The following is a 20721-nucleotide window of genomic DNA, read 5'->3' on the forward strand; positions in this document are numbered from 1 at the left end:
GGTGGTTTTAATACGCGAGTGATTATGAAAAAACAAATACACAACATCAAGGCTCTGGAGTCCAGAAGAAAGTATTTGCGATCTCATTTAACCCCGGCAGAAGCTTTTCTTTGGAAACATCTGCAGCGCTCGCAACTGGCTGGTCGGAAATTTAGAAGACAACACAGCATTATGTATTTCATCGTTGACTTCTATTGTCCTCGGGAAAAATTGATTATCGAATTGGATGGTCAATACCACCTGAATCCTGATGTTGCAGAATACGATGCATACAGAACTGAAAAGCTGGAAGAACTCGGGTTTACAGTCATCCGCTTTGAAAATAAGATGGTGTTTGACTTTTTACCAAGTGTATTAAAAGAAATTGAGGATAATTTTAAAAAATAATGAACCACCCCTTCCCGATAAAATCGGGACACCCCTCCTCAACAGGAGGGGAGCTTTGGGCTCCTTCCTTTTTTAAGGGAAGGTGGATTTGCCGCAGGCAAAGACGGAAGGGTTTATCTCGCTTATGACCCAAAAACAACTCCATACCCTCGCCAAATCCTGGTTTAAAGATCAGGGATGGAAACCTTTTGCATTTCAGGAAGAGACCTGGGAGGCATTTTTGGATGGTAAAAACGGCTTACTAAACGCACCTACTGGCAGTGGAAAAACCTATGCCCTTTGGGTGGCATTCGTACTTGATTACATCAAAAATAATCCCGGTTACAAAACCAAACATAAAGCCGGACTCAAAGCAATCTGGATCACACCTTTACGCGCACTTTCGGTGGAAATCGCGCAGGCAGCACAGCGCTTTGCAGATGGTTTGGAAACCCAACTAACGGTTGGCATACGCACAGGAGACACGCCTCAGGCGGAACGCGCTAAGCAAAAACGTAAAATGCCCGATCTGCTCATCACAACGCCCGAAAGTTTACAGTTGCTGTTAACCTCCAAAGGCTATGAGAAGGTTTTTAAAGACTGTACCGCTATTGTCATTGACGAATGGCACGAATTGCTGGGCAGTAAACGAGGTGTGCAAACCGAACTCGGACTTTCAAGGCTTAAAGCCATTGCTCCAAAATTACGCATCTGGGGAATTTCGGCGACTATTGGCAATCTGGATCAGGCGCGGGAGGTGTTATTGGGACCCGATTCTCAAGCTTTTAAAAATTCGATTTTAGTCAAGGCCAATCTGGGAAAAACCTACAAGGTAGAAAGCATTATCCCCGAAACAATGGAAAAATTCCCGTGGCGGGGTCATATGGGCTTGCACTTACTGGAAGAAGTCGTGCCTATCATCAATAACAGCAAAACCACCCTGCTGTTTACCAATACTCGCGCACAGTGCGAACTCTGGTTTCAAAAGATGATGTACAAGCATCCGGAATTCGCCGGAGAGATGGCGATGCACCATGGCAGCATCAACAAAGAAACCCGACTTTGGGTAGAGCAAGCGATCCATAATGAAAGCCTGAAAGCGGTGATTTGCACCTCAAGTCTTGATCTTGGGGTTGATTTTGCTCCGGTGGAAAGCATCATTCAAATTGGTGGCCCCAAAGGTGTTGCCCGCTTTTTACAACGAGCCGGGCGTAGCGGTCACCAGCCCGGTAAAGAAAGTGTCATTTACTTTTTACCCACGCACGCCATCGAACTCATTGAAGCTTCAGCGCTGGGAAAAGCAGCCATTAATCAGGTGGTTGAAGATCGAATTCCCTATTTACTGAGTTTTGATGTGTTGATCCAGTACTTGACAACGCTGGCCGTAGCAGACGGTTTTTATCCGGCTGAAATCTGGAAAGAGGTAAAGCAAACTTTTTGTTTTCAGGCAATGACCGAAGACCAATGGCGGTGGATTCTCAATTTTATAACCAAAGGAAGTCAGTCATTACAAGCCTACGACGAGTATAAAAAAATAGAGATTGAAGAAGACGGGAAGTTTAAGGTTCACAGCAAAGCGGTCGCGATGCGGCATAGGCTTCAGATCGGTACCATTGTTGGCGACGCGGCGCTTCAGGTTAAATATTTAAAAGGTGGCTACATCGGTACGGTTGAAGAATGGTTTATCTCCAAGCTTTCGCCCGGTGATGTGTTTACCTTTGCCGGAAAAAATCTGGAGCTCTACCGCATCAAAGGTATGCAGGTTTTAGTCAAAAAGGCAAAAACCAAAAAGCAGGCCCGCGTTGTGAGTTGGATGGGCGGCAGACTGACGCTTTCGGCACAAATGAGTGAGTTGCTGCGTGAAGAATTGTATTCGGCGAACTTGCCTTTGGATCAACAGACCCGCGAGCTTCAGGCTTTAAAAGATATTTTTGACCGGCAGCGCCTGGAATCTATCGTTCCCAACAACGATCAGTTTTTGATTGAAACCTTTAAAAGCCGGGAAGGTTATCATCATATTTTTTACCCATTTGAAGGACGTTTTGTTCACGAAGCGCTGGGCAGTTTGCTCGCTTATCGCATCAGTTTACTTTCGCCCATAACCTTCAGCATTGCTTTTAACGATTACGGATTCGAAATTCTTTCCGACCAAAAAATTGATATGCAGCAGGTGCTGGATAACGACTTATTCACTTCGGCCTATTTGTTTGAAGACCTGCAACGAAGTCTCAACAGTACTGAAATGGCCCGACGGAAATTCCGGGATATCGCCGTAATCAGTGGTATGGTTTTCACCGGTTTCCCCGGAAAAATCGTCAAAAACAAACACCTGCAAAGCAACTCGCAATTGCTGTTTGAAGTTTTTCGAGATTACGAGCCGGAAAACTTACTTTTTCAACAGGCTTATCGGGAGACTTTTGAACACCAACTCGAAGAAGGTCGTTTGCGCATCGCTCTGGAACGCATCGAAAAACAGGAAATTATCGTCAAAAATTGCGAGAAAGCTACGCCCTTCTCCTTCCCCATCATTACCGATCGACTTCGGGAAAAATTAAGTAGTGAAAAACTGGAAGACCGCATCAAAAATATGCTGCGCTATCTGGATAAGATATAACCCTTCCAATTAACACAATTTAGCCTTTGCTTAAGAACAATATAACAGCCAATAGCCCATAAATAGCGGCTTCAGGTCGTATCTTTAGAATAACTAAAAAATCAAAAGTTATGACAACTGTAAAACCATATTTAACATTTAGAGGAGAATGCCAGGAAGCATTGAATTTTTATCAGGACTGCTTTGGTGGTGATATCATTAATAAAGAAACTTACGAAGGGAAAGAAATTGATATTCCCGGAAGCTATCGCAATAAACTGCAACACGCAGAATTGAAAGGAAAGGGAATTCATTTGATGGCGTATGATGCGTCACCTGACACACCGGTACAACAGGGAAATACCGTGCAATTGGGAGTGGATCTGGATAGTAAAGAAGAAGTTACCGACTTATTTAATAAACTATCTGCCGAAGGCCAAAGTCTGGCAGACCCGCAAGAGACCAGCTGGAATGCATTTTATGCCCGTGTACGCGATAAGTATGGTGTAAACTGGATGCTAAATGCTGACCTGAACTAGCAAACACCCATTGCTATTGAAAAAGAATAAAAAAGTACCGAAGTAAATGCTTCGGTACTTTTTTTGTTGTAGGGTTGACGAACCCGGCGAAATGACTGAAATTTGCAGGGCTATGAATCAGTCGCTCTCTATTTTAGATCAAAATTTTGTCCTATACCCTTCGGGTGGGATTTTTTGGGTCGAAAAATCGACTTTACTTATTGCTGATGTGCATCTGGGGAAGGTTTCACACTTTAGGAAACACGGTAGCGCAGTTCCATTTAAAGCGATCGCTGAAAATTTCAACCAACTTACCCGCATTGCAAATTCTTTTGAAGCAAGCAGCATTTGCTTTTTAGGTGATTTATTCCACAGCAGTCTCAATACCGAATGGAAACTTTTTGAAGATTGGGTCAACTCCCGCACGGAAAAAATCATTTTAGTAGCCGGAAATCACGACATTATCAATCCGTTGAAATATGAGAAGCTGGGCATTGCCATTTATTCAGAAATCATAACTGAAGGATTTTTGCTCACCCACCATCCTGAGGAGCGCGAAGGGGTATTCAACTTTTGCGGGCACATTCATCCCGGAATACGCTTGGGCGGACTGGGGCGTCAGGTATTGAAACTTTCGTGTTTCTTTAAGACTGAAAATCAGTTGATATTACCCGCTTTTGGTACCTTTACGGGAAACTATTATCTGGAACCCAAATCGGGCGATCAGGTTTTTGCCGTGACTAAAAATGAGGTGATACAGGTGTGTTGAGCCCCTTCTGAATCCCCCCAAAGGGAGGACTTTAAAAAACGCATTATGAAAAAGAAACTCGCAGTACTCAATTTGCTTTCTGTTATTCTGGTTTTAGCCGTTAACGGACTTTCACAAGTGCAACGCTGGAATGATACTACAATTGGTGAAATGAGTGCCCGCTACGACAATCTGTTTACACCTGCGGGGTATGCGTTTTCAATTTGGGGACTCATCTTTCTGGGTTTGGTGGGCTACGCGCTTTTCGGCATCAGACGGGCATTTTTCAGTAAAAAAGAGACTCCGCATATCGAGCAAACCGGATATTGGTTTGCTATTGCAAATGTGCTCAATGCTGCCTGGGTTGTCGCATTTACCTACGATTATATTTGGCTTTCGGTCCTGATCATGCTGGGAATACTGGTTTCGCTATTAAAAATTGTCATCAAAACCAATATGGAACGTTGGGATGCGCCCATTGAAATCATCGCTTTTGTCTGGTGGCCTATTTGTTTTTATAGTGGTTGGATCGCTGTGGCGACGATCGCTAATATTTCAGCTTTTTTAGTCAGTGTTGGGGTTGAATTTTCACAGCTTACACAAATCGTGATTACAATGGTGATGATTACAATCGCGGTGTACCTCAACAATCTGATGATCAACCTGCGCAATATGCGCGAATTTGCACTGGTAGGTGCCTGGGCGCTCTTTGCAATTTTTATCAGACACAATGGTGAAATTGCTGCCATTGCTTATTATGCGCTTGCCGGAGCCGTGGTTTTGACCGTCGCTGCAGGTTTACACGGTTATCGCAATCGAGCTACCAATCCTATGGAAAAATTAAAACAGCGTTTTAATAATTGATAGTAAAAGGAATTTCTTCTTCGAAAAGTACTTTGATTCGTTGGATAAAGTCCGTGTGAAATGGGTTGATAAGCACATTATATTCTTGTTCAAAATAATTTAAAGGAATTCGGGCTGAAGGTACTGCAAAAGCTAGAGATTGTTTCTGTAATGCCCACCGGGTTCCCAATTCCTGAGTACTTCCTGGATATGGTCTTCGATCCCAGTCTCTAGGCAGTCTTTTCAAATCTATCTGTTGCGGTTCTGCATCAACTTCCAATACTGCAATTTTCCACTTAAAATCAGAAACCGCGGCCCCACGAATGGAAAGGTGTTCAAGCATAGCCAAGGAAACAGCACTGGCAGCGTAAATCACCGGGGTATAGGCTTTATTCCATCTTGCACCGGCAGGGCCATATCCCAAGGCAGAATAGCCTTCCCGATCTATATAGATTCTATAAACCCGCATTATACAACTGCTCCCCAAGCTAACGCATCAAGCGCCTCATCTACATAATTAAGACCATTAGGATCCTGTATCATTTCTTTAGGAGTAACATTACCTAAAGCGTAGTTAGGAGCTTCTAACCAATTTAAAAAGTTTTGCTCATCCCCAAAAACGGCGATGCCCTTTTTAATGACCTCATTCACATCATACACCATTTTTGAACTCAACTTGCTTAAGGTGCCATTACCCGATTTCCAACGGGAAATTGTAGATGGATTTACGTCTAAAAAATGAGCGCTTTCTTCCTGATTAAACTCTAAAAAATCTAACACTCGTTTGGCTTTTTGATACGGTAAGGTCTCTTGCCGCCAATACGCCACAGCCGCCTCATTTACTGTTGCAGTTTTTAATGATTCTTCAATAGCTTTATAGGACTTCATAACACTAATACTTAATTGCATTTGCAATATAAAAAATATTTAAATACAATTAAGTACAAATGATCAATTCTATTTTATTGAAAATCAAAACTTAAAGGTCCAATACAGTTTCATGTATTAATCAAAAAAATCTAAATCATAGACTTAATGTCACTCGCCCAGCTCGGGTAGGTAAATACAATTCCCTTTAGGGTGTTAACATCAAGCTTACCGCACATCGCCATAACAAACATGTTGATGGTTTCGGCGGCATCCCAGCTAAGGAGGTGTGCGCCTAATACATAACCGGTCTCTTTATCTACAATAGTTTTAAACGCATAGCAGTTTTGGTTCATGCGTTTGGAATTGTACCAGTCGGGTACGTTTTGCTCTTTGACCACAAAATCATAACCGGCATCACGCGCCTGCTTTTCGTTCATCCCGACCATCGCCAACTGCGGTTGAGTAAATACCACCGAAGGCGTAGGCGGTACATCGAGTTTCATATAGTTTTCGCCCTTAATGATATTCTTTGCGGTAATACGCGCTTCCTGATGCGCAACGGGGGTAAGCGGTAATTCTCCACTGGCAGCAACGTCCCCGCAGGCATACACATTTGGGTTTGTCGTACTTTGGGTATATTCATTAATGGTGATTCCGCGGTTTGAGAAAGCGACATTTCCTTTTTCTAAATCCAGATCAGCAATAGCCGGGACCCGACCCGCAGTATTAAAAACCATTTCGGCTTTAATCTCTTTTTCCTCGCCGTCAACATCAAGGGTAACCCGGTAATTCTTGCGTAATTTTTCGACTGCCGTGGCGCGGGCATTAAAAATAAATTTGATCCCCAGTTGTTCTGAATTTTCCTGAAGATAGTGAGCTAAACCTTCGTCAAAATTTGAAAGGATTCGGTCGTTTACATCCACTAGGGTTACGTCTACGCCACATCGGGCTGCGATATGGGCAAACTCCATCCCAATGTAGCCCGAACCTACAAAGATCATACTTTCAGGTAAGGCTTCAAGTTCCAGAAAGTCATCACTAATGAGTACGTGTTCCCGTCCGGGGATTTTCAGCTCTAGTGGAATGTTTCCGGTTGCAATCACAATTTTATCTGCAGTCACCGTCTTTCCTTCTACGGAAAGTGTTTTTTCGTCTAAAAATTTTGGAGATTGATGGTAGAGCTTAATTCCCAGATCTTCCAGTTTTCGCTCTGTGGTAAAAGGAACCGCTTCGGTAAATGTTTTTTTAAATGCCATTAGATCTGACCAGTCTATTCTGGGTAAATCACAAACCCCTTTGCCCTGCATATCAATACTACGCTCTAAAACTTCGGTAATACCTACCAAAACTTTTTTGGGATCACAGCCGCGATTGGCGCAGGTTCCGCCGTATTCTCTATTGTCTGCAATAGCCACAGACATACCTGCATCAACAGCATCGTAAGCCACATGTTTACCCGCATTACCAGTGCCAATGATAAACAGATCATAATGTTCAATTCCCATAAAACTCAATTTTTATAAAGATAGCGGAGTGTCACGCTTCTTTGTGTTAGTGAAATTGTAAAATCCCCTTATTATAAACAAAAAAAGAGCCCAATGATCAATCAGGCTCTTTTGAAAACATATTATTCAATTTTTAGTCGTTCCCGTACGCATTTAACCGCTCCAGGTCATTTTCGTTTTCTTTCAGTTTTTTATCATAATCAGCATAAATATATTTGCTTCCCAAGACAAGTAATAGCAGTAGAACTCCAAATAAAATTCCGTTTTCTAACAATTGGTCGGAATTTTCAAAAACATCCCATCCTTTCTTCCATTTCACAAAACTAAGTCCTGTAAAAACGACCCAGATCGCAACAATACTTATATCATAAATTGCTGTTTTTGCCGTATGGATTCTAAACTTAGAAATTGCCTTTTGCAAGTCTAAAATACTAAGCTTACCATAGTCTATTTTCTTCAACGTACTGTGCTGAAAATATGAAAACACCATTAACGCTGATGCTACAAATAGCAAACCGAGATACAGCGGTGATTCTCTCAAAACGACCATCATTACTACTGAAAGAGCTGCATAAACCAAAGCCATATTTTTCCCGGCAATGGAGATCTTCAAGAATTTATCAAAACTGCTCTGCGCTTTATTAAACTCTACATTCTTCAATTTTTCTTCGTTGATCTGAACACGCTTTTCAAGGCTGTTCATATCATTTTTCCATATATTTTTCAGTTCATCTACATTCATAATCTTATGTATTAAGTTCTTGTTTCCATTTTTGTTTAATGCGACTTATTTTAGTGGACACATTTGTTTTTGTGATACCCAAAATCTGAGCGATCACCTCATAATCTTTGTCCTCGAGATATAAGAACATGAGGGCTCTATCAAATTCATTCAACTCATTAAGCAGTTTTTGTAAAACATCTTGCTCATAGCTTCTTTCGCTAGCCTCAGAAGCCGTTGTATAATCTAGCAGACCTGCGTCCAGACTTACCAGTTTACCTTTGTGTTTAAATGTTTTACGATAGTGAGAAATCGCAACATTCATTGAGATCCGGTACAACCAGGTCGTCATCGCATAGGTATCGTCATACGTATCGAGAGATTTCCAGATTTGTATTAGAATTTCCTGCTCCAGATCTTTTTTATCATCTTCATCCTTACAATACATCGTGATCACTTTATATAAAATGCCCTTGTACTTCTGAATGATGTTAATAAATGTGGTTTGCTTACTCAAACTTTCTAGTTGTGTTGATATACCTTATTATTCGCAGCATTTTTAAATAAATCACAGATTTGAGAATTTTTTTCTGAAAGAAGTAAGATATGTTACTAAAAATACTAAATCTCAAATCCAGTTTTAAAACCAATATTTACGCATTATCTTTGCTCGTCTATGGGTAAAACCACCATCACCAAACCTTTTTTAGAGTCTTTGCAACTGCAGAAACTCGGGGATGCTCTTGCCGCATCTCAAAATAGAATCAAATTAGACGGACTCATAGGGTCTTCAATGTCTATCACTCTGGCTGAAAGTTTTAAAACTGCAGATAAACCTTTTTTACTCATTTTAAATGATAAGGAAGAAGCGGCTTATATTTTAAACGATCTTGAACAGCTGGTCAAAGAAAATGATGTGCTTTTTTATCCCGGTAGTTACCGAAGACCCTACCAGATTGAAGAGACTGATAACGCCAATGTGTTATTGCGTGCCGAAGTTCTTAACCGCATCAACAGCCGTAAAAAACCCGCGCTGGTTGTCACTTACGCCGATGCACTTTTTGAAAAAGTTGTAACCCGAAAAGAGCTCGATAAAAGCACGCTTAAAGTAAAGCTCAATGACAAGATCTCACTCGATTTTGTAAACGAAATGCTTTTTGAATACAAGTTCAAACGGGTGGATTTTGTTACTGAACCCGGTGAATTTTCGGTGCGTGGGGGGATTATCGATGTGTTTTCATTCTCTCACGATCAGCCGTATCGTATAGAATTCTTTGGGGATGAGGTAGACAGCATCCGTACATTTGATGTGGAAACCCAACTTTCTGTTGACAAGATCAGTAAGATCAGTCTCATGCCTAACGTAGAAAATAAGGCACTGCAAGAAACTCGGGAGAGTTTCTTAAAATACATCGCAGAAAACACTGTGATCTTTACACAAGATATTGAGCAGCTTGCGTCACGTATAGATACAAATTTTAGCAAGGCAGAAGAAGCTTTTAATAAGCTAGAGAGTGAGATCAAACGGAATACTCCTGCAGAGTTATTTTGTGACTCTTCCATGATCAAAAGACAGTTGTTAGATTTTACTTTAGTATCTTTTAATGAAGCTATTTCTACTGCAAATTCAAAAAAAACAGATTTACAAATTCAATTTAACCAGCAACCACAGCCCGCGTTTAATAAGCAATTCAATTTATTGATTGAAAATTTAAACGAAAATTATGAGGCTGGTTATACCAATTACATCTGTTGTTCTAGTGAGCAACAGGCAAAGCGTTTTCAGGATATTTTTAACGATGCAGATCTTAACGTTAAGCAATACGAGACAATTATTCTCTCGCTATATCGCGGCTTTATAGATGATGATTTGAAAATGGTTTGTTACACAGATCATCAGATTTTTGAGCGCTATCATAAATTTAAACTGAAAGACGGCTACGCAAAAAAACAGGCCATTACTTTAAAAGAATTGACCAGCCTGCAAGTGGGTGATTACATCACGCATATTGATCACGGGATTGGTAAATTTGGTGGACTTCAAAAAATTGAAGTTGAAGGTAAACGTCAGGAGGCTATTAAGTTGATCTACGGAGAGCGCGATGTACTATACTTGAGTATCCACTCATTACACAAAGTCACTAAGTACAACGGGAAGGACGGCAAACCCCCTCAGATTTATAAACTAGGAAGTGCTGCCTGGAAAAAACTCAAGCAAAAGACAAAAACTAAGGTTAAAGAAATCGCCTTTAACCTCATTAAATTATATGCAAAACGCCGCCTGGAAAAAGGCTTTGCTTTTGGTCCGGATACGTATTTACAAAACGAACTTGAAGCGAGTTTTATCTATGAAGATACACCCGATCAAAGCAGCGCTACCGAGGCGGTAAAAGCAGATATGGAAAGTGCTCGCCCGATGGACCGCCTTGTTTGTGGAGATGTTGGTTTTGGTAAAACCGAAGTCGCCATTCGCGCAGCCTTTAAAGCGGTAGATAACGGGAAGCAGGTTGCGGTTTTAGTACCCACAACAATTTTGGCGTTTCAGCATCATAAGACCTTTAGTGAACGGCTTAAAGATTTACCGGTTACGGTAGATTATCTGAATCGTTTCCGCACTGCGAAAGAAAAAAGAGAAACGTTAGAACGCTTAGAAAATGGACGGGTGGATATCATTATAGGTACGCATCAATTGACCAGTAAGAATGTAAAGTTTAAAGATCTGGGTTTACTCATTGTAGATGAGGAGCAAAAATTTGGTGTTGCGGTTAAAGACAAACTCAAGACTATAAAAGAAAACGTAGACACACTCACACTAACAGCAACGCCTATTCCGCGTACGTTACAGTTTAGTTTGATGGCTGCTCGAGATCTGAGTACGATTACCACAGCCCCACCCAATCGCTATCCTATAGAAACTCATATTGTCAGATTACAGGAAGAAACTATACGCGATGCCGTGTCTTATGAGATACAACGTGGCGGACAAGTTTTCTTTATTCATAATCGTTTACAAAATATCAAGGAAGTAGCCGGAATGATTCAGCGTCTTGTACCAGATGCTAAAATTGCTATTGGTCATGGTCAGATGGACGGTAAGAAACTCGAAGAGTTGATGCTCAAGTTTATGGCGGGTGAGTTTGACGTTTTGGTCTCTACCACGATTGTAGAAAGCGGTCTCGACGTACCCAATGCCAATACGATTTTCATCAATAATGCCAATAATTTCGGGCTTTCAGACCTGCACCAGATGCGCGGTCGTGTGGGCAGAAGCAATAAAAAAGCATTCTGTTATTTTATTACGCCACCACTTTCAGCGATGACCGAAGATGCCCGGAAGCGTATGACTGCACTGGAGCAGTTCTCCAGTTTGGGCAGCGGCTTTAATATCGCAATGAAAGATTTAGAAATTCGTGGTGCCGGTGATTTATTAGGTGGTGAGCAAAGTGGCTTTATCAACGAAATAGGTTTTGATACCTATCAAAAAATCCTGAACGAAGCCATTGAAGAATTGAAAGAGAATGAGTTCGCCGATTTATATGCCGACCAAAACACAGATGATGAAAACAAAGAGTACGTCAAGGATACGGTAATCGATTCTGATTTCTCATTGCTCTTCCCGGATGACTACATCAACAACATCACCGAGCGTTTAAATCTCTATACCGAACTCAACAATCTAAAGACCGAAGAAGAACTCGCAGCTTTTGAAACCCGACTGATTGACCGTTTTGGCGAACTGCCACCACAGGCTGAAGATTTGCTGAATTCGGTAAGAATTAAATGGGTTGCCACACATTACGGACTCGAAAAAGTGGTGATGAAAAACAAAAAGCTCATCGGGTTTTTTATCGCTGACCAGAATTCTAAATTCTACCAAAGCGCGGCCTTCTCCAGAGTCCTTCAGTATGTACAAACCCATTCAAACCGGGTCACGCTTAAAGAAAAGAAAACTTCAAAAGGCCTGCGTTTACTCCTCACCGCTCCGGGAATTTCTTCTGTAAATAAAGCCATCGAATTGCTGAAACCTTTGATGCCTAAGAAAGTTGAGCTGGCTGAAAACGAGTAATAACTCAATTATTCAGATCCTGGTAATCATTCCTTAAACCTTGTTATCACTGTAATGTCAGGTAAATGACGGGTAAGTGCAGGCGCAAAAAATTGGCTGAAAGTGCTTTCTGTTTTTAGTATTGCAGTGTCTAACATTCTTGTATTTTTAGATGCGCATCAACTACAAGAGCAATCTATGTCACTTATGAAACAGCCACAACTTGGGCTTAAAATTTTAGAATTACGCCAACAAAAAGGATTTACTCAGGAAGAACTTGTAGAACAGTGCAATATTTCGGTGCGTACCATTCAACGTATTGAAGCCGGCGAAGTAATGCCACGCGTTTATACTGTAAAAACGATTCTTGCAGCTCTGGATCGCGATTTTGACGACCTACAGGAAACAGCATTTGAGAAAAAAGTCAAAAAAGCATTTCTCTTAGAAATTGATGAAACTAAAAATGTTTCCTTCCTGTTTACACAGCTTAATCTGGGCTGGATTGCCGGGATAATCAGTATGATTCTACTGGTTTTTCAACTCATTGAAGAAACGTCTTATCTATCCACAGACCGGTATTATTTTGGGGAGGTATTTTATGTCGTCATAACAGCCTTGGGTGCACTTGCTTTTGCGCTGCATATGCGGTCTTTCGTACTTATAGGCGGACTGTTTAAAGCGCAGTTTTTAAAGACCAGTGCAATCATTGCTATAGCCATCAATACCCTTATCGCGCTGTATTCTGTGTTTGATCTTCATTCTGAATACATTCCTCTGGAAGCTTTTGCGGTAATTTACAGTGTGCTCTTTGGGGTGCTGTTTATCTGTATGGGCATCGGACTTTTAAAAACCAATAATTTGGGTCAATTGCCTAAAGCAACGGGAATTATCAATTTGGTTTTGGGGGCTATGTTTTTGACGGTGATTATGTCCGTCGTTGCAGGTCCGGCAAGTATTCTAGCTCAGGGGCTTTATGTTGCGATTATTTTGAGGGCAATTCAAGTACTTAAAGCAGAAATACCCAATAATACCTAATTTAGATATTTCAATTATTCACTATTAGATTTTAAGATATGCGAAGTGCGTTAGTAGGAAGTGTTTTGTTTTTGCTTTTCATTAGCTGCCAGAGTAAAGAAACAAATCAAACATATGCCACAAGCAGTCAAGTTGATTTTAAACAGGTTGAAAACCTTGTGCAGCAGGTTTTCGATAGTATTTGGTCTGCAAAAAAAGCTACTGCGATTTCAAAATATCAAACAGAAGATTTCTTGCTTCTAGAACACGGAGCCGTCTGGACTAATGACAGCATAAATGACTGGTGCAAACGGGCGGCTATTCGTGATCAGGGTATTAAACGCGTAAATACGTTTGACTTCTTTGAACAGAAAAAAGAAGGAGCTCGCGTTTGGATGGCCTATCACAATTATGCCACCTTCACTAAAGATGATCAAGTTTTAGGCAAAGGTCAGTGGCTTGAAAGTATCGTCGCAGTTAAAAAAGATAGTGTTTGGCAGCTGGAGCTGATGCATTCTACACGAGTACCAACGACAGAATAAGACCTGAAAACTTAGAAGTGATAAAACGCATCCTTAAAATGCTCTAGCTTTTCCTGAGTTTTATTTTTTAAAACAGCAATCACATCAAAACGGGTTTCAATATCCAAATCGTTTGAGATGATGTATTCATTTGCTGCTTTAACAAGCAATTTTATTTTGGATGGTTTTATAAATTCCTGAGGATCGCCAAAAAAATCAGAATTTCGGGTTTTGACCTCTACGATGACGAGTTGGTTATCTTTTTGAGCGATAATGTCTATTTCGGCTTTATTGAAAAACCAGTTGCGTTCCAGTATCTCGTACCCCTCACGCTCCAGATAATCGGCTGCATACTGTTCGCCCCATTTCCCCAGTTCGTTATGGTTCATCTCTCAAAAACATTAATTATTCAATCTGATCAAAATAAATTTTTGCGCCGCGTTCATTAACTTCCAGCGAAGTGCTTCGCCCCATAATAAGTGCTCGGTTATCTTTTAAATGTCCTGCCGGAAAGTCAAAGCAAACAGGATAATCGTATTCACTTACAGCATCTAAAACAATCTCCTGAGCCGTTTTTCCAAAAGCAACTGAATTGTCATGCATGCTGGTCAAACCACCCACTACAAGGCCGCGAAGATTGCGTAACATTCCATTACGTTTGAGGTTGACCATCATACGATCTACGTGGTATAAATACTCATCAAGATCTTCTATAAACAGAATCGTATTATCTGTATTTATAGCAGAATGGCTTCCGCATAAAGAATATAAAATAGAAATATTACCACCTACCAGTTCGCCTTTTCCAGTACCTTGACGATTGAGTGGATGACTCTCTATGTGATAGTGTAAAGGTTTACCCGACCAAGCGTTTTCTAATGTTTGTTTTGCAACGGCAGTATTTCGAGAAATCCCAACCGGCATAACAGCGTGAATGGTCTCAAAACCCAGTTTATGAATTTGTGAATGCAACACCGTTACATCGCTATATCCTACAACCCACTTAGGATATTTTACAAATTTGTAAAAATTGATCTCGTCTATAATCCGCACCGTACCGTAACCACCTTTCGCACACCAAACTGCTTTGATTTCGTCATCATCTAACATCTCTTGCAAATCTGCAACACGCAATTTATCTGTACCACCATATTGATTATCTGCTGCTCCAATAGTTTTACCTAAGACCGGCACTAATCCACAAGATTTTAAAAGAGCTATCCCGTCATCGAGATCAGTTTTATCAACCTTACGTGCAGTACACACAATTCCTACTTTATCTCCTTCAACTAAATAAGGTGGGGTTACCATATTGTATCTATTATGGGCGGTACAAAAGCCCGATTACTTTAAAATTTATTCGTGGTGCTTCAGCTTCTTTATTTCTCAGAAATTATACCAAGCTGTGCAAAAGTAAACACATCTTTCATTATAAACAGCACATCAAACTTAGCGCTGTTTTGAATATGTTAGGCTAAATACAGAAGGCATGTTAAAAGAAAACTACAAATAAATTATGCAATATTATAAACTATTTAAAACACTAATATACGACTTATTAAATGTAGTGTATCTCTGGTTTTGTTTAAGGTCATAAATGGTATCTTTGCCGCTGAAATTTTAATCCTGATATGAGTCCAAAAAGATATACAATTACCGCTGCACTACCCTATACTAACGGTCCTATTCACATAGGTCACCTGGCAGGAGTATATGTACCTGCTGACATTTATGCCCGTTATTTAAGAGGAATGGGCAAGGATGTTGCTTACATCTGCGGTAGCGATGAGCATGGTGTTGCTATTAGCATAAAGGCTAAAAAAGAAGGTATTACTCCACAAGAAGTAGTAGATAAATACCATAAAATCATTAAAGATTCTTTTCAGGAATTTGGGATTTCTTTTGACAATTATTCACGTACTTCTGAACCGGTGCATCACGATACCGCTTCAGAATTCTTTAAAAATCTTTATGAAAAAGGAGATTTTATCGAAGAAGTAACCGAGCAATTGTATGACCCGGAAGCCAACCAATATCTGGCAGATCGTTTTGTTATAGGAACCTGCCCCAAATGTGGTCATGAGGAAGCTTACGGAGATCAGTGTGAAAATTGCGGATCGTCGCTAAATGCGACCGATTTGATCAATCCAAAATCTACGATATCAGGTGCAAAACCCATCCTGAAAGAAACCAAACACTGGTTTTTACCTCTTGAACGTTACGAGGACTTCCTAAAGCAATGGATTCTGGAGGATCATAAGAAGGATTGGAAATCTAATGTTTACGGTCAGTGCAAATCATGGATTGACGACGGCTTGCGACCCCGTGCGGTAACCCGCGATCTCGACTGGGGAATTCCCGTACCGGTTGAAGGAGCCGAAGGTAAAGTACTATACGTATGGTTTGATGCGCCTATCGGCTATATTTCGTCTACTAAAGAATGGGCAGCACGCGAGGGCAAAAACTGGGAAGACTACTGGAAACAAGACGACACCAAATTGGTGCACTTTATTGGGAAAGACAATATTGTTTTTCACTGCATCATTTTCCCAAGTATGCTTAAGGCGGAAGGCAGCTATATTTTACCCGATAATGTTCCTGCAAATGAGTTTTTAAACCTCGAAGGCAATAAGCTTTCGACCTCCAAAAACTGGGCGGTGTGGTTACACGAATACCTTCAGGATTTTCCCGGTCAACAGGACGTGTTGCGTTACACCCTAACCGCAAACGCTCCCGAAACTAAAGACAACGACTTTACCTGGAATGATTTTCAGGCGCGTAACAATAACGAGCTGGTTGCAATCTTTGGAAATTTCATCAACCGCGTGGTCGTCCTGACCAATAAATATTACGAAGGTGCAATTCCGCAGGCTTATGACTTTAATGAAGAAGACGAGCGTGTGCTTGCCGAAATGAAAGCCTACCCGGCAGTTATTGCAAGTTCTATTGAACGCTATCGTTTCCGCGAAGCGCAAAATGAATTGATGAATGTAGCCCGACTCGGAAACAAATACCTGGCCGATGCAGAGCCCTGGAAAACTGTAAAAACTGATACGGAACGCACCCAAACCGTGATGTATGTGGCCTTACAAATCGCAGGAACACTTGCTGTTTTGAGTGAACCTTTTTTACCCCATACCGCAAATACGCTCAAACAGATGCTTAATATTGAGAGTGAAGATCCGTTAATGCGTTTACCAGAACCCTTGAGCTGGGAAATGCTGGGAGCGAAAATAGATTTACTTCCCGTAGGACACGTGATCAATCAGGCTGCGCTGTTATTCAGTAAGATTGAAGACGAACAAATACAAAAACAACTCGATAAACTTGAAGCGACTAAAATGAGTAATCAAGTCGAAAATACCACAGTAACCCCACAAAAAGAGACCATTCAGTTTGATGATTTCACCAAACTTGACATGCGCGTTGGAACCATTATTGAAGCTGAAAAAATGCCGAAAACCAAAAAGCTTTTAGTTTTAAAAGTAGATACCGGTATTGACGTACGCACCATCGTTTCAGGCATAGCCGAAAGTTTTAAGCCCGAAGATATTATAGGTAAACAGGTGACCGTTTTGGTAAATCTTGCCCCTCGTGCACTACGCGGCGTAGAAAGCGAAGGCATGATTTTAATGACCGAAGATACACAAGGCAAACTCGTGTTTATGAATCCCGATACCGCTGGCGTTAAAAATGGTGGGGTGATTAGTTAGTCTAAAAGCTTCCCTCCTTAATGAGGAGGGAAAATTTCAGCTTTGCTGAAACAAGGGTGGTTCTACAGGCCGCACCGAGCGCTCCCGAAAGTAATCGGGACGAGATGCCACTCATTAAATAATATTAAACAGCATGTCCACCATCCTCTCCTTCGTAAAATCGCAAACCAACCTCCCGGAAAGCAGCATTAAAAACACGCTGCAACTGCTGGAAGAAGATGCGACGATTCCCTTTATTGCGCGCTATCGTAAAGAACGCACCGGTAATCTGGACGAAGTGCAAATCGGGGATATTGTAAAATTTAAAGAGCAGTTTGAAACCTTAGAAAAACGCAAAGCCACCATTCTAAAAGCGTTAGAAGAACAGGAAGTATTAACACCGGAACTTCAGAAAGAGATTGAAAATACAAGCGATACGACGGCTTTAGAAGACTTGTACCTTCCTTATAAAAAAACGCGAAAAACCAAAGCCGATACGGCTCGTGAAAACGGACTCGAACCCCTGGCCAAAATCATTATGGCTCAAAATACCCGGGATTTAGAACACGCAGCCGGAAGGTTCACAAACAAGGATGTCACTTCAACGGAAGAAGCCCTGGAGGGCGCTCGCCACATCATTGCAGAATGGATCAACGAGCGTACAGACCTGCGCAATTACCTCAGAAATCAGCTGGAGCGTCACGCCCAGATCACGACCAAAGTGGTTAAATCAAAAAAAGACGACGAGAAAGCCCTGAAATACAAAGATTATTTTGAATGGGAAGAATCGCTTTCGCGCATTCCCTCGCATCGTTTTCTTGCGCTTTCCCGTGCTGCAGAAGAAGGATTTATTCGACTTAAAGTAGCTATTGATAACGATCGCGCTTTGGAGCACATGGAAAACCGACTCCTTAAATCTCAGGGCGATTGCGCAGATCAAATCAAAACTGCCGCCGCAGATGCGTATAAGCGGTTGCTGTTCCCGGCTTTGAGTAACGAAGCGCTAAGTGCTGCAAAAGAAAATGCAGATGCCGAAGCGATTTCGGTTTTTGCTAAAAATTTACGCCAGCTTCTGTTAGGTTCTCCGCTGGGTGAGAAACGCATACTGGCGATTGATCCCGGCTTTAGAACCGGTTGTAAAGTGGTTTGCCTGGATGAAAATGGCGGACTTCAACATAACGAAACTATCTATCCGCATCCACCAAAAAACGATACCAAAGGCGCGATGCGGAAAATCAGCTTTCTGGTTGACGCACACAAGATCGAAGCTATTGCTATTGGTAACGGAACCGCTAGTCGGGAAACCGAACAGTTTATAAAACGCATGCAATTCAATAGAAATCTGGAAGTTTTTGTGGTGAGCGAAGCCGGCGCGAGTATTTATTCGGCTTCAAAAATCGCACGGGACGAATTTCCCAATTATGACGTGACCGTTCGTGGTGCGGTTTCCATTGGGCGCCGACTTGCAGATCCGCTAGCCGAACTCGTAAAGATTGATGCAAAATCCATTGGTGTAGGCCAATACCAGCACGATGTAGATCAAACCAAATTGAAAAATGAACTCGACCGCGTGGTTGAAAGTTGTGTGAATACGGTTGGGGTAAACATCAACACCGCCAGTGTACCGCTGTTGAGCTATGTTTCCGGAATTGGGCCTAAACTGGCAGAAAATATTGTTGCCTATCGCGACGAAAACGGTGCTTTCGCTTCGCGGAAAGAAATACTGAATGTTCCCCGTTTGGGTGCCAAAGCCTACGAACAGGCGGCCGGTTTCCTGCGCGTTAAAAATGCCGAAAATCCGCTGGACGATTCTGCGGTGCATCCCGAACGCTACGATTTGGTTGAAAAAATGGCCAAAAGCCTAAAGGTTTCCGTGGAAGAATTGGTGGGCAACAAAACCGTTTTGAAAGAATTGAGTCTTGAAGATTATGTGACGGATGAAGTGGGCGAACTCACGCTGAAAGATATCGTTGACGAACTCGAAAAACCCGGACTGGATCCACGTGAGCCGGCAAAAGCGTTTACCTTCAATCAAAACATTCGCAAAATAGAGGATCTCGAAGTTGGTCAACTGCTTCCGGGGATTGTAAATAACATTACCAACTTTGGCGCTTTCGTAGATATCGGGATAAAAGAAAGTGGCTTGATTCACATCTCCAACCTGGCCGACGGCTTTGTAAGTGATGTTAATGCACACGTGAGTTTGCAGGAACACGTAGTCGTTAAAGTGCTGGAAGTAGATATCAAGCGCAAGCGTATTCAGCTCAAATTGCATAAACTGAATGCTTAGAATCGCATACCATCCCATCTATAAGCATCCACTTCCTGAAGGACACCGTTTCCCGATGGAAAAATACGAGCTGCTCCCCAAGCAGCTGCTTCACGAGGGTACCTGTACCGAAGCGAATTTCTACGAACCCGGTTTTCCTGATGAGAAATACATCACGGCTGTTCATACACCCGAATACGTCACCAACCTTAAGACCCTTAATAGTGAGCGCAGAGCGGCACGCAAAATTGGCTTTCCGCTTTCGCAAGAATTGGTTGATCGCGAACAAATTATTGCGCAGGGCACTATTTTGGGTTGTCATTACGCCTTAGAGAACGGCATCAGTTTTAATATCGCCGGTGGTACACATCACGCGTATTCTGATCACGGTGAAGCTTTTTGCCTGTTTAACGACCAGGCGATTGGCGCACGCTACCTTCAATCAAAGGGATTAGCGCAACAAGTTCTCATTGTAGATCTTGATGTACATCAGGGTAACGGTACGGCTGAAATTTTTCAGGGAGATGATTCGGTGTTTACCTTTAGTATCCACGGGGCAGGTAATTATCCGTTTAAGAAGGAAGTTTCCGATCTCGATATAGCAATTCCTGACAACAGTGGCGATGCTTATTATTTAGGAAAGTTGAAAGAAACCCTGCCTCGTTTGATTGATCAGGTAAAACCCAACTTCATTTTTTACCTTAGCGGCGTTGATATTCTAGAAACCGATAAACTTGGAAGGTTATCGTGCAGCGTTGGAGGCTGTAAAGAACGGGATCGTTTTGCCCTGAGTTGTTTTCGCGAAAGCAAAATCCCCGTTCAGGTTAGTATGGGCGGTGGGTATTCTCCTGATATTAAAATAATTATTGAAGCACACGCCAATACATACAGATTAGCTCAGGAAATTTATTTTTAAAATTTGAATTTCAACACTTTAAAGTTGTATCGGGTGATTTTCACCCTTTTTTAATATAAAAAATTGGTTTATAACCTTTTATACCTATTTTTGTTAAAAC

Annotated in this window: 18 protein-coding genes; 11 read left to right on the forward strand and 7 right to left on the reverse strand. The window is 41.6% G+C overall.

Going from position 1 to position 20721, the window contains the following annotated elements; translation table 11 throughout:
• Positions 1-24 precede the first annotated feature (24 nt).
• From DSM03_RS02130 to DSM03_RS02150, 5 genes are all read left to right on the forward strand, one after another.
• Positions 25-387, forward strand: a complete 363-nt coding sequence (locus DSM03_RS02130; protein WP_128761722.1) for an endonuclease domain-containing protein — start codon at positions 25-27, stop codon at positions 385-387.
• 124 nt (positions 388-511) lie between these two features.
• On the forward strand, positions 512-2980 hold the full coding sequence (locus DSM03_RS02135) for a ligase-associated DNA damage response DEXH box helicase (RefSeq protein ID WP_128761723.1): 2469 nt from the start codon (positions 512-514) through the stop codon (positions 2978-2980).
• A 110-nt stretch (positions 2981-3090) separates the two neighbouring features.
• Positions 3091-3498 (forward strand): VOC family protein, encoded by a 408-nt coding sequence (locus DSM03_RS02140; RefSeq protein ID WP_128761724.1) that lies wholly within the window; start codon positions 3091-3093, stop codon positions 3496-3498.
• A gap of 112 nt (positions 3499-3610) precedes the next feature.
• Positions 3611-4246, forward strand: a complete 636-nt coding sequence (gene pdeM, locus DSM03_RS02145; protein WP_128761725.1) for a ligase-associated DNA damage response endonuclease PdeM — start codon at positions 3611-3613, stop codon at positions 4244-4246.
• Positions 4247-4291: 45 nt separating this feature from the next.
• A complete protein-coding gene (locus DSM03_RS02150) occupies positions 4292-5089 on the forward strand; it encodes a tryptophan-rich sensory protein (RefSeq protein WP_128761726.1) in 798 nt (265 codons plus the stop codon).
• Here the strand turns inward: DSM03_RS02150 and DSM03_RS02155 are convergent.
• From DSM03_RS02155 to DSM03_RS02175, 5 genes are all read right to left on the reverse strand, one after another.
• Complete coding sequence (locus tag DSM03_RS02155) at positions 5079-5537, reverse strand: RES family NAD+ phosphorylase (protein WP_128761727.1); 459 nt, start codon at positions 5535-5537, stop codon at positions 5079-5081. The genes DSM03_RS02150 and DSM03_RS02155 overlap by 11 nt on opposite strands.
• Positions 5537-5956 (reverse strand): type II RES/Xre toxin-antitoxin system antitoxin, encoded by a 420-nt coding sequence (parS, locus tag DSM03_RS02160; protein ID WP_161567090.1) that lies wholly within the window; start codon positions 5954-5956, stop codon positions 5537-5539. The genes DSM03_RS02155 and parS overlap by 1 nt, the downstream gene beginning before the upstream one ends.
• Positions 5957-6087: 131 nt before the next feature.
• Positions 6088-7443: a dihydrolipoyl dehydrogenase family protein gene (locus tag DSM03_RS02165; RefSeq protein WP_128761729.1), complete on the reverse strand. Its 1356-nt coding sequence runs from the start codon at positions 7441-7443 to the stop codon at positions 6088-6090.
• 133 nt (positions 7444-7576) lie between these two features.
• A complete protein-coding gene (locus tag DSM03_RS02170; RefSeq protein ID WP_128761730.1) occupies positions 7577-8185 on the reverse strand; it encodes a hypothetical protein in 609 nt (202 codons plus the stop codon).
• 4 nt (positions 8186-8189) lie between these two features.
• Positions 8190-8681, reverse strand: a complete 492-nt coding sequence (locus tag DSM03_RS02175; RefSeq protein ID WP_236638861.1) for an RNA polymerase sigma factor — start codon at positions 8679-8681, stop codon at positions 8190-8192.
• Between the two features lie 159 nt (positions 8682-8840).
• On the opposite strand from DSM03_RS02175, the gene mfd reads away from it, so the two are divergent.
• From mfd to DSM03_RS02190, 3 genes are all read left to right on the forward strand, one after another.
• The gene (mfd, locus tag DSM03_RS02180; protein ID WP_128761731.1) at positions 8841-12230 is read left to right on the forward strand and encodes a transcription-repair coupling factor; all 3390 of its coding nucleotides are present in this window, start codon (positions 8841-8843) and stop codon (positions 12228-12230) included.
• Positions 12231-12332: 102 nt separating this feature from the next.
• Positions 12333-13244: a helix-turn-helix domain-containing protein gene (locus DSM03_RS02185; RefSeq protein WP_236638863.1), complete on the forward strand. Its 912-nt coding sequence runs from the start codon at positions 12333-12335 to the stop codon at positions 13242-13244.
• A gap of 38 nt (positions 13245-13282) precedes the next feature.
• Positions 13283-13765, forward strand: coding sequence for a nuclear transport factor 2 family protein (locus DSM03_RS02190; RefSeq protein ID WP_236638864.1), 483 nt, complete (start codon positions 13283-13285; stop codon positions 13763-13765).
• A gap of 11 nt (positions 13766-13776) precedes the next feature.
• Here the strand turns inward: DSM03_RS02190 and DSM03_RS02195 are convergent, their stop codons facing one another.
• Together DSM03_RS02195 and DSM03_RS02200 are read right to left on the reverse strand one after the other, a co-directional pair.
• Positions 13777-14133 carry a YraN family protein gene (locus tag DSM03_RS02195; protein WP_128761732.1) on the reverse strand — a complete coding sequence of 119 codons (357 nt, stop codon included), beginning with the start codon at positions 14131-14133 and terminating at the stop codon, positions 13777-13779.
• A 16-nt stretch (positions 14134-14149) separates the two neighbouring features.
• Positions 14150-15055 carry a S66 peptidase family protein gene (locus DSM03_RS02200; RefSeq protein WP_128761733.1) on the reverse strand — a complete coding sequence of 302 codons (906 nt, stop codon included), beginning with the start codon at positions 15053-15055 and terminating at the stop codon, positions 14150-14152.
• A gap of 320 nt (positions 15056-15375) precedes the next feature.
• Here DSM03_RS02200 and metG point away from each other — a divergent pair, with 320 nt between their 5' ends.
• The 3 genes from metG (at position 15376) to DSM03_RS02215 (ending at position 20621) form a co-directional block, all read left to right on the forward strand.
• Entirely contained in the window at positions 15376-17457 is a 2082-nt protein-coding gene (gene metG, locus DSM03_RS02205; RefSeq protein WP_128761734.1) for a methionine--tRNA ligase, read from the forward strand.
• Between the two features lie 133 nt (positions 17458-17590).
• On the forward strand, positions 17591-19726 hold the full coding sequence (locus DSM03_RS02210) for a Tex family protein (protein ID WP_128761735.1): 2136 nt from the start codon (positions 17591-17593) through the stop codon (positions 19724-19726).
• Positions 19719-20621 (forward strand): histone deacetylase family protein, encoded by a 903-nt coding sequence (locus DSM03_RS02215; RefSeq protein WP_128761736.1) that lies wholly within the window; start codon positions 19719-19721, stop codon positions 20619-20621. The genes DSM03_RS02210 and DSM03_RS02215 overlap by 8 nt, the downstream gene beginning before the upstream one ends.
• Positions 20622-20721 lie beyond the last annotated feature (100 nt).

Origin of the sequence: Leeuwenhoekiella aestuarii (assembly GCF_004104055.1) — a bacterium.
Lineage (GTDB): Bacteria > Bacteroidota > Bacteroidia > Flavobacteriales > Flavobacteriaceae > Leeuwenhoekiella > Leeuwenhoekiella aestuarii.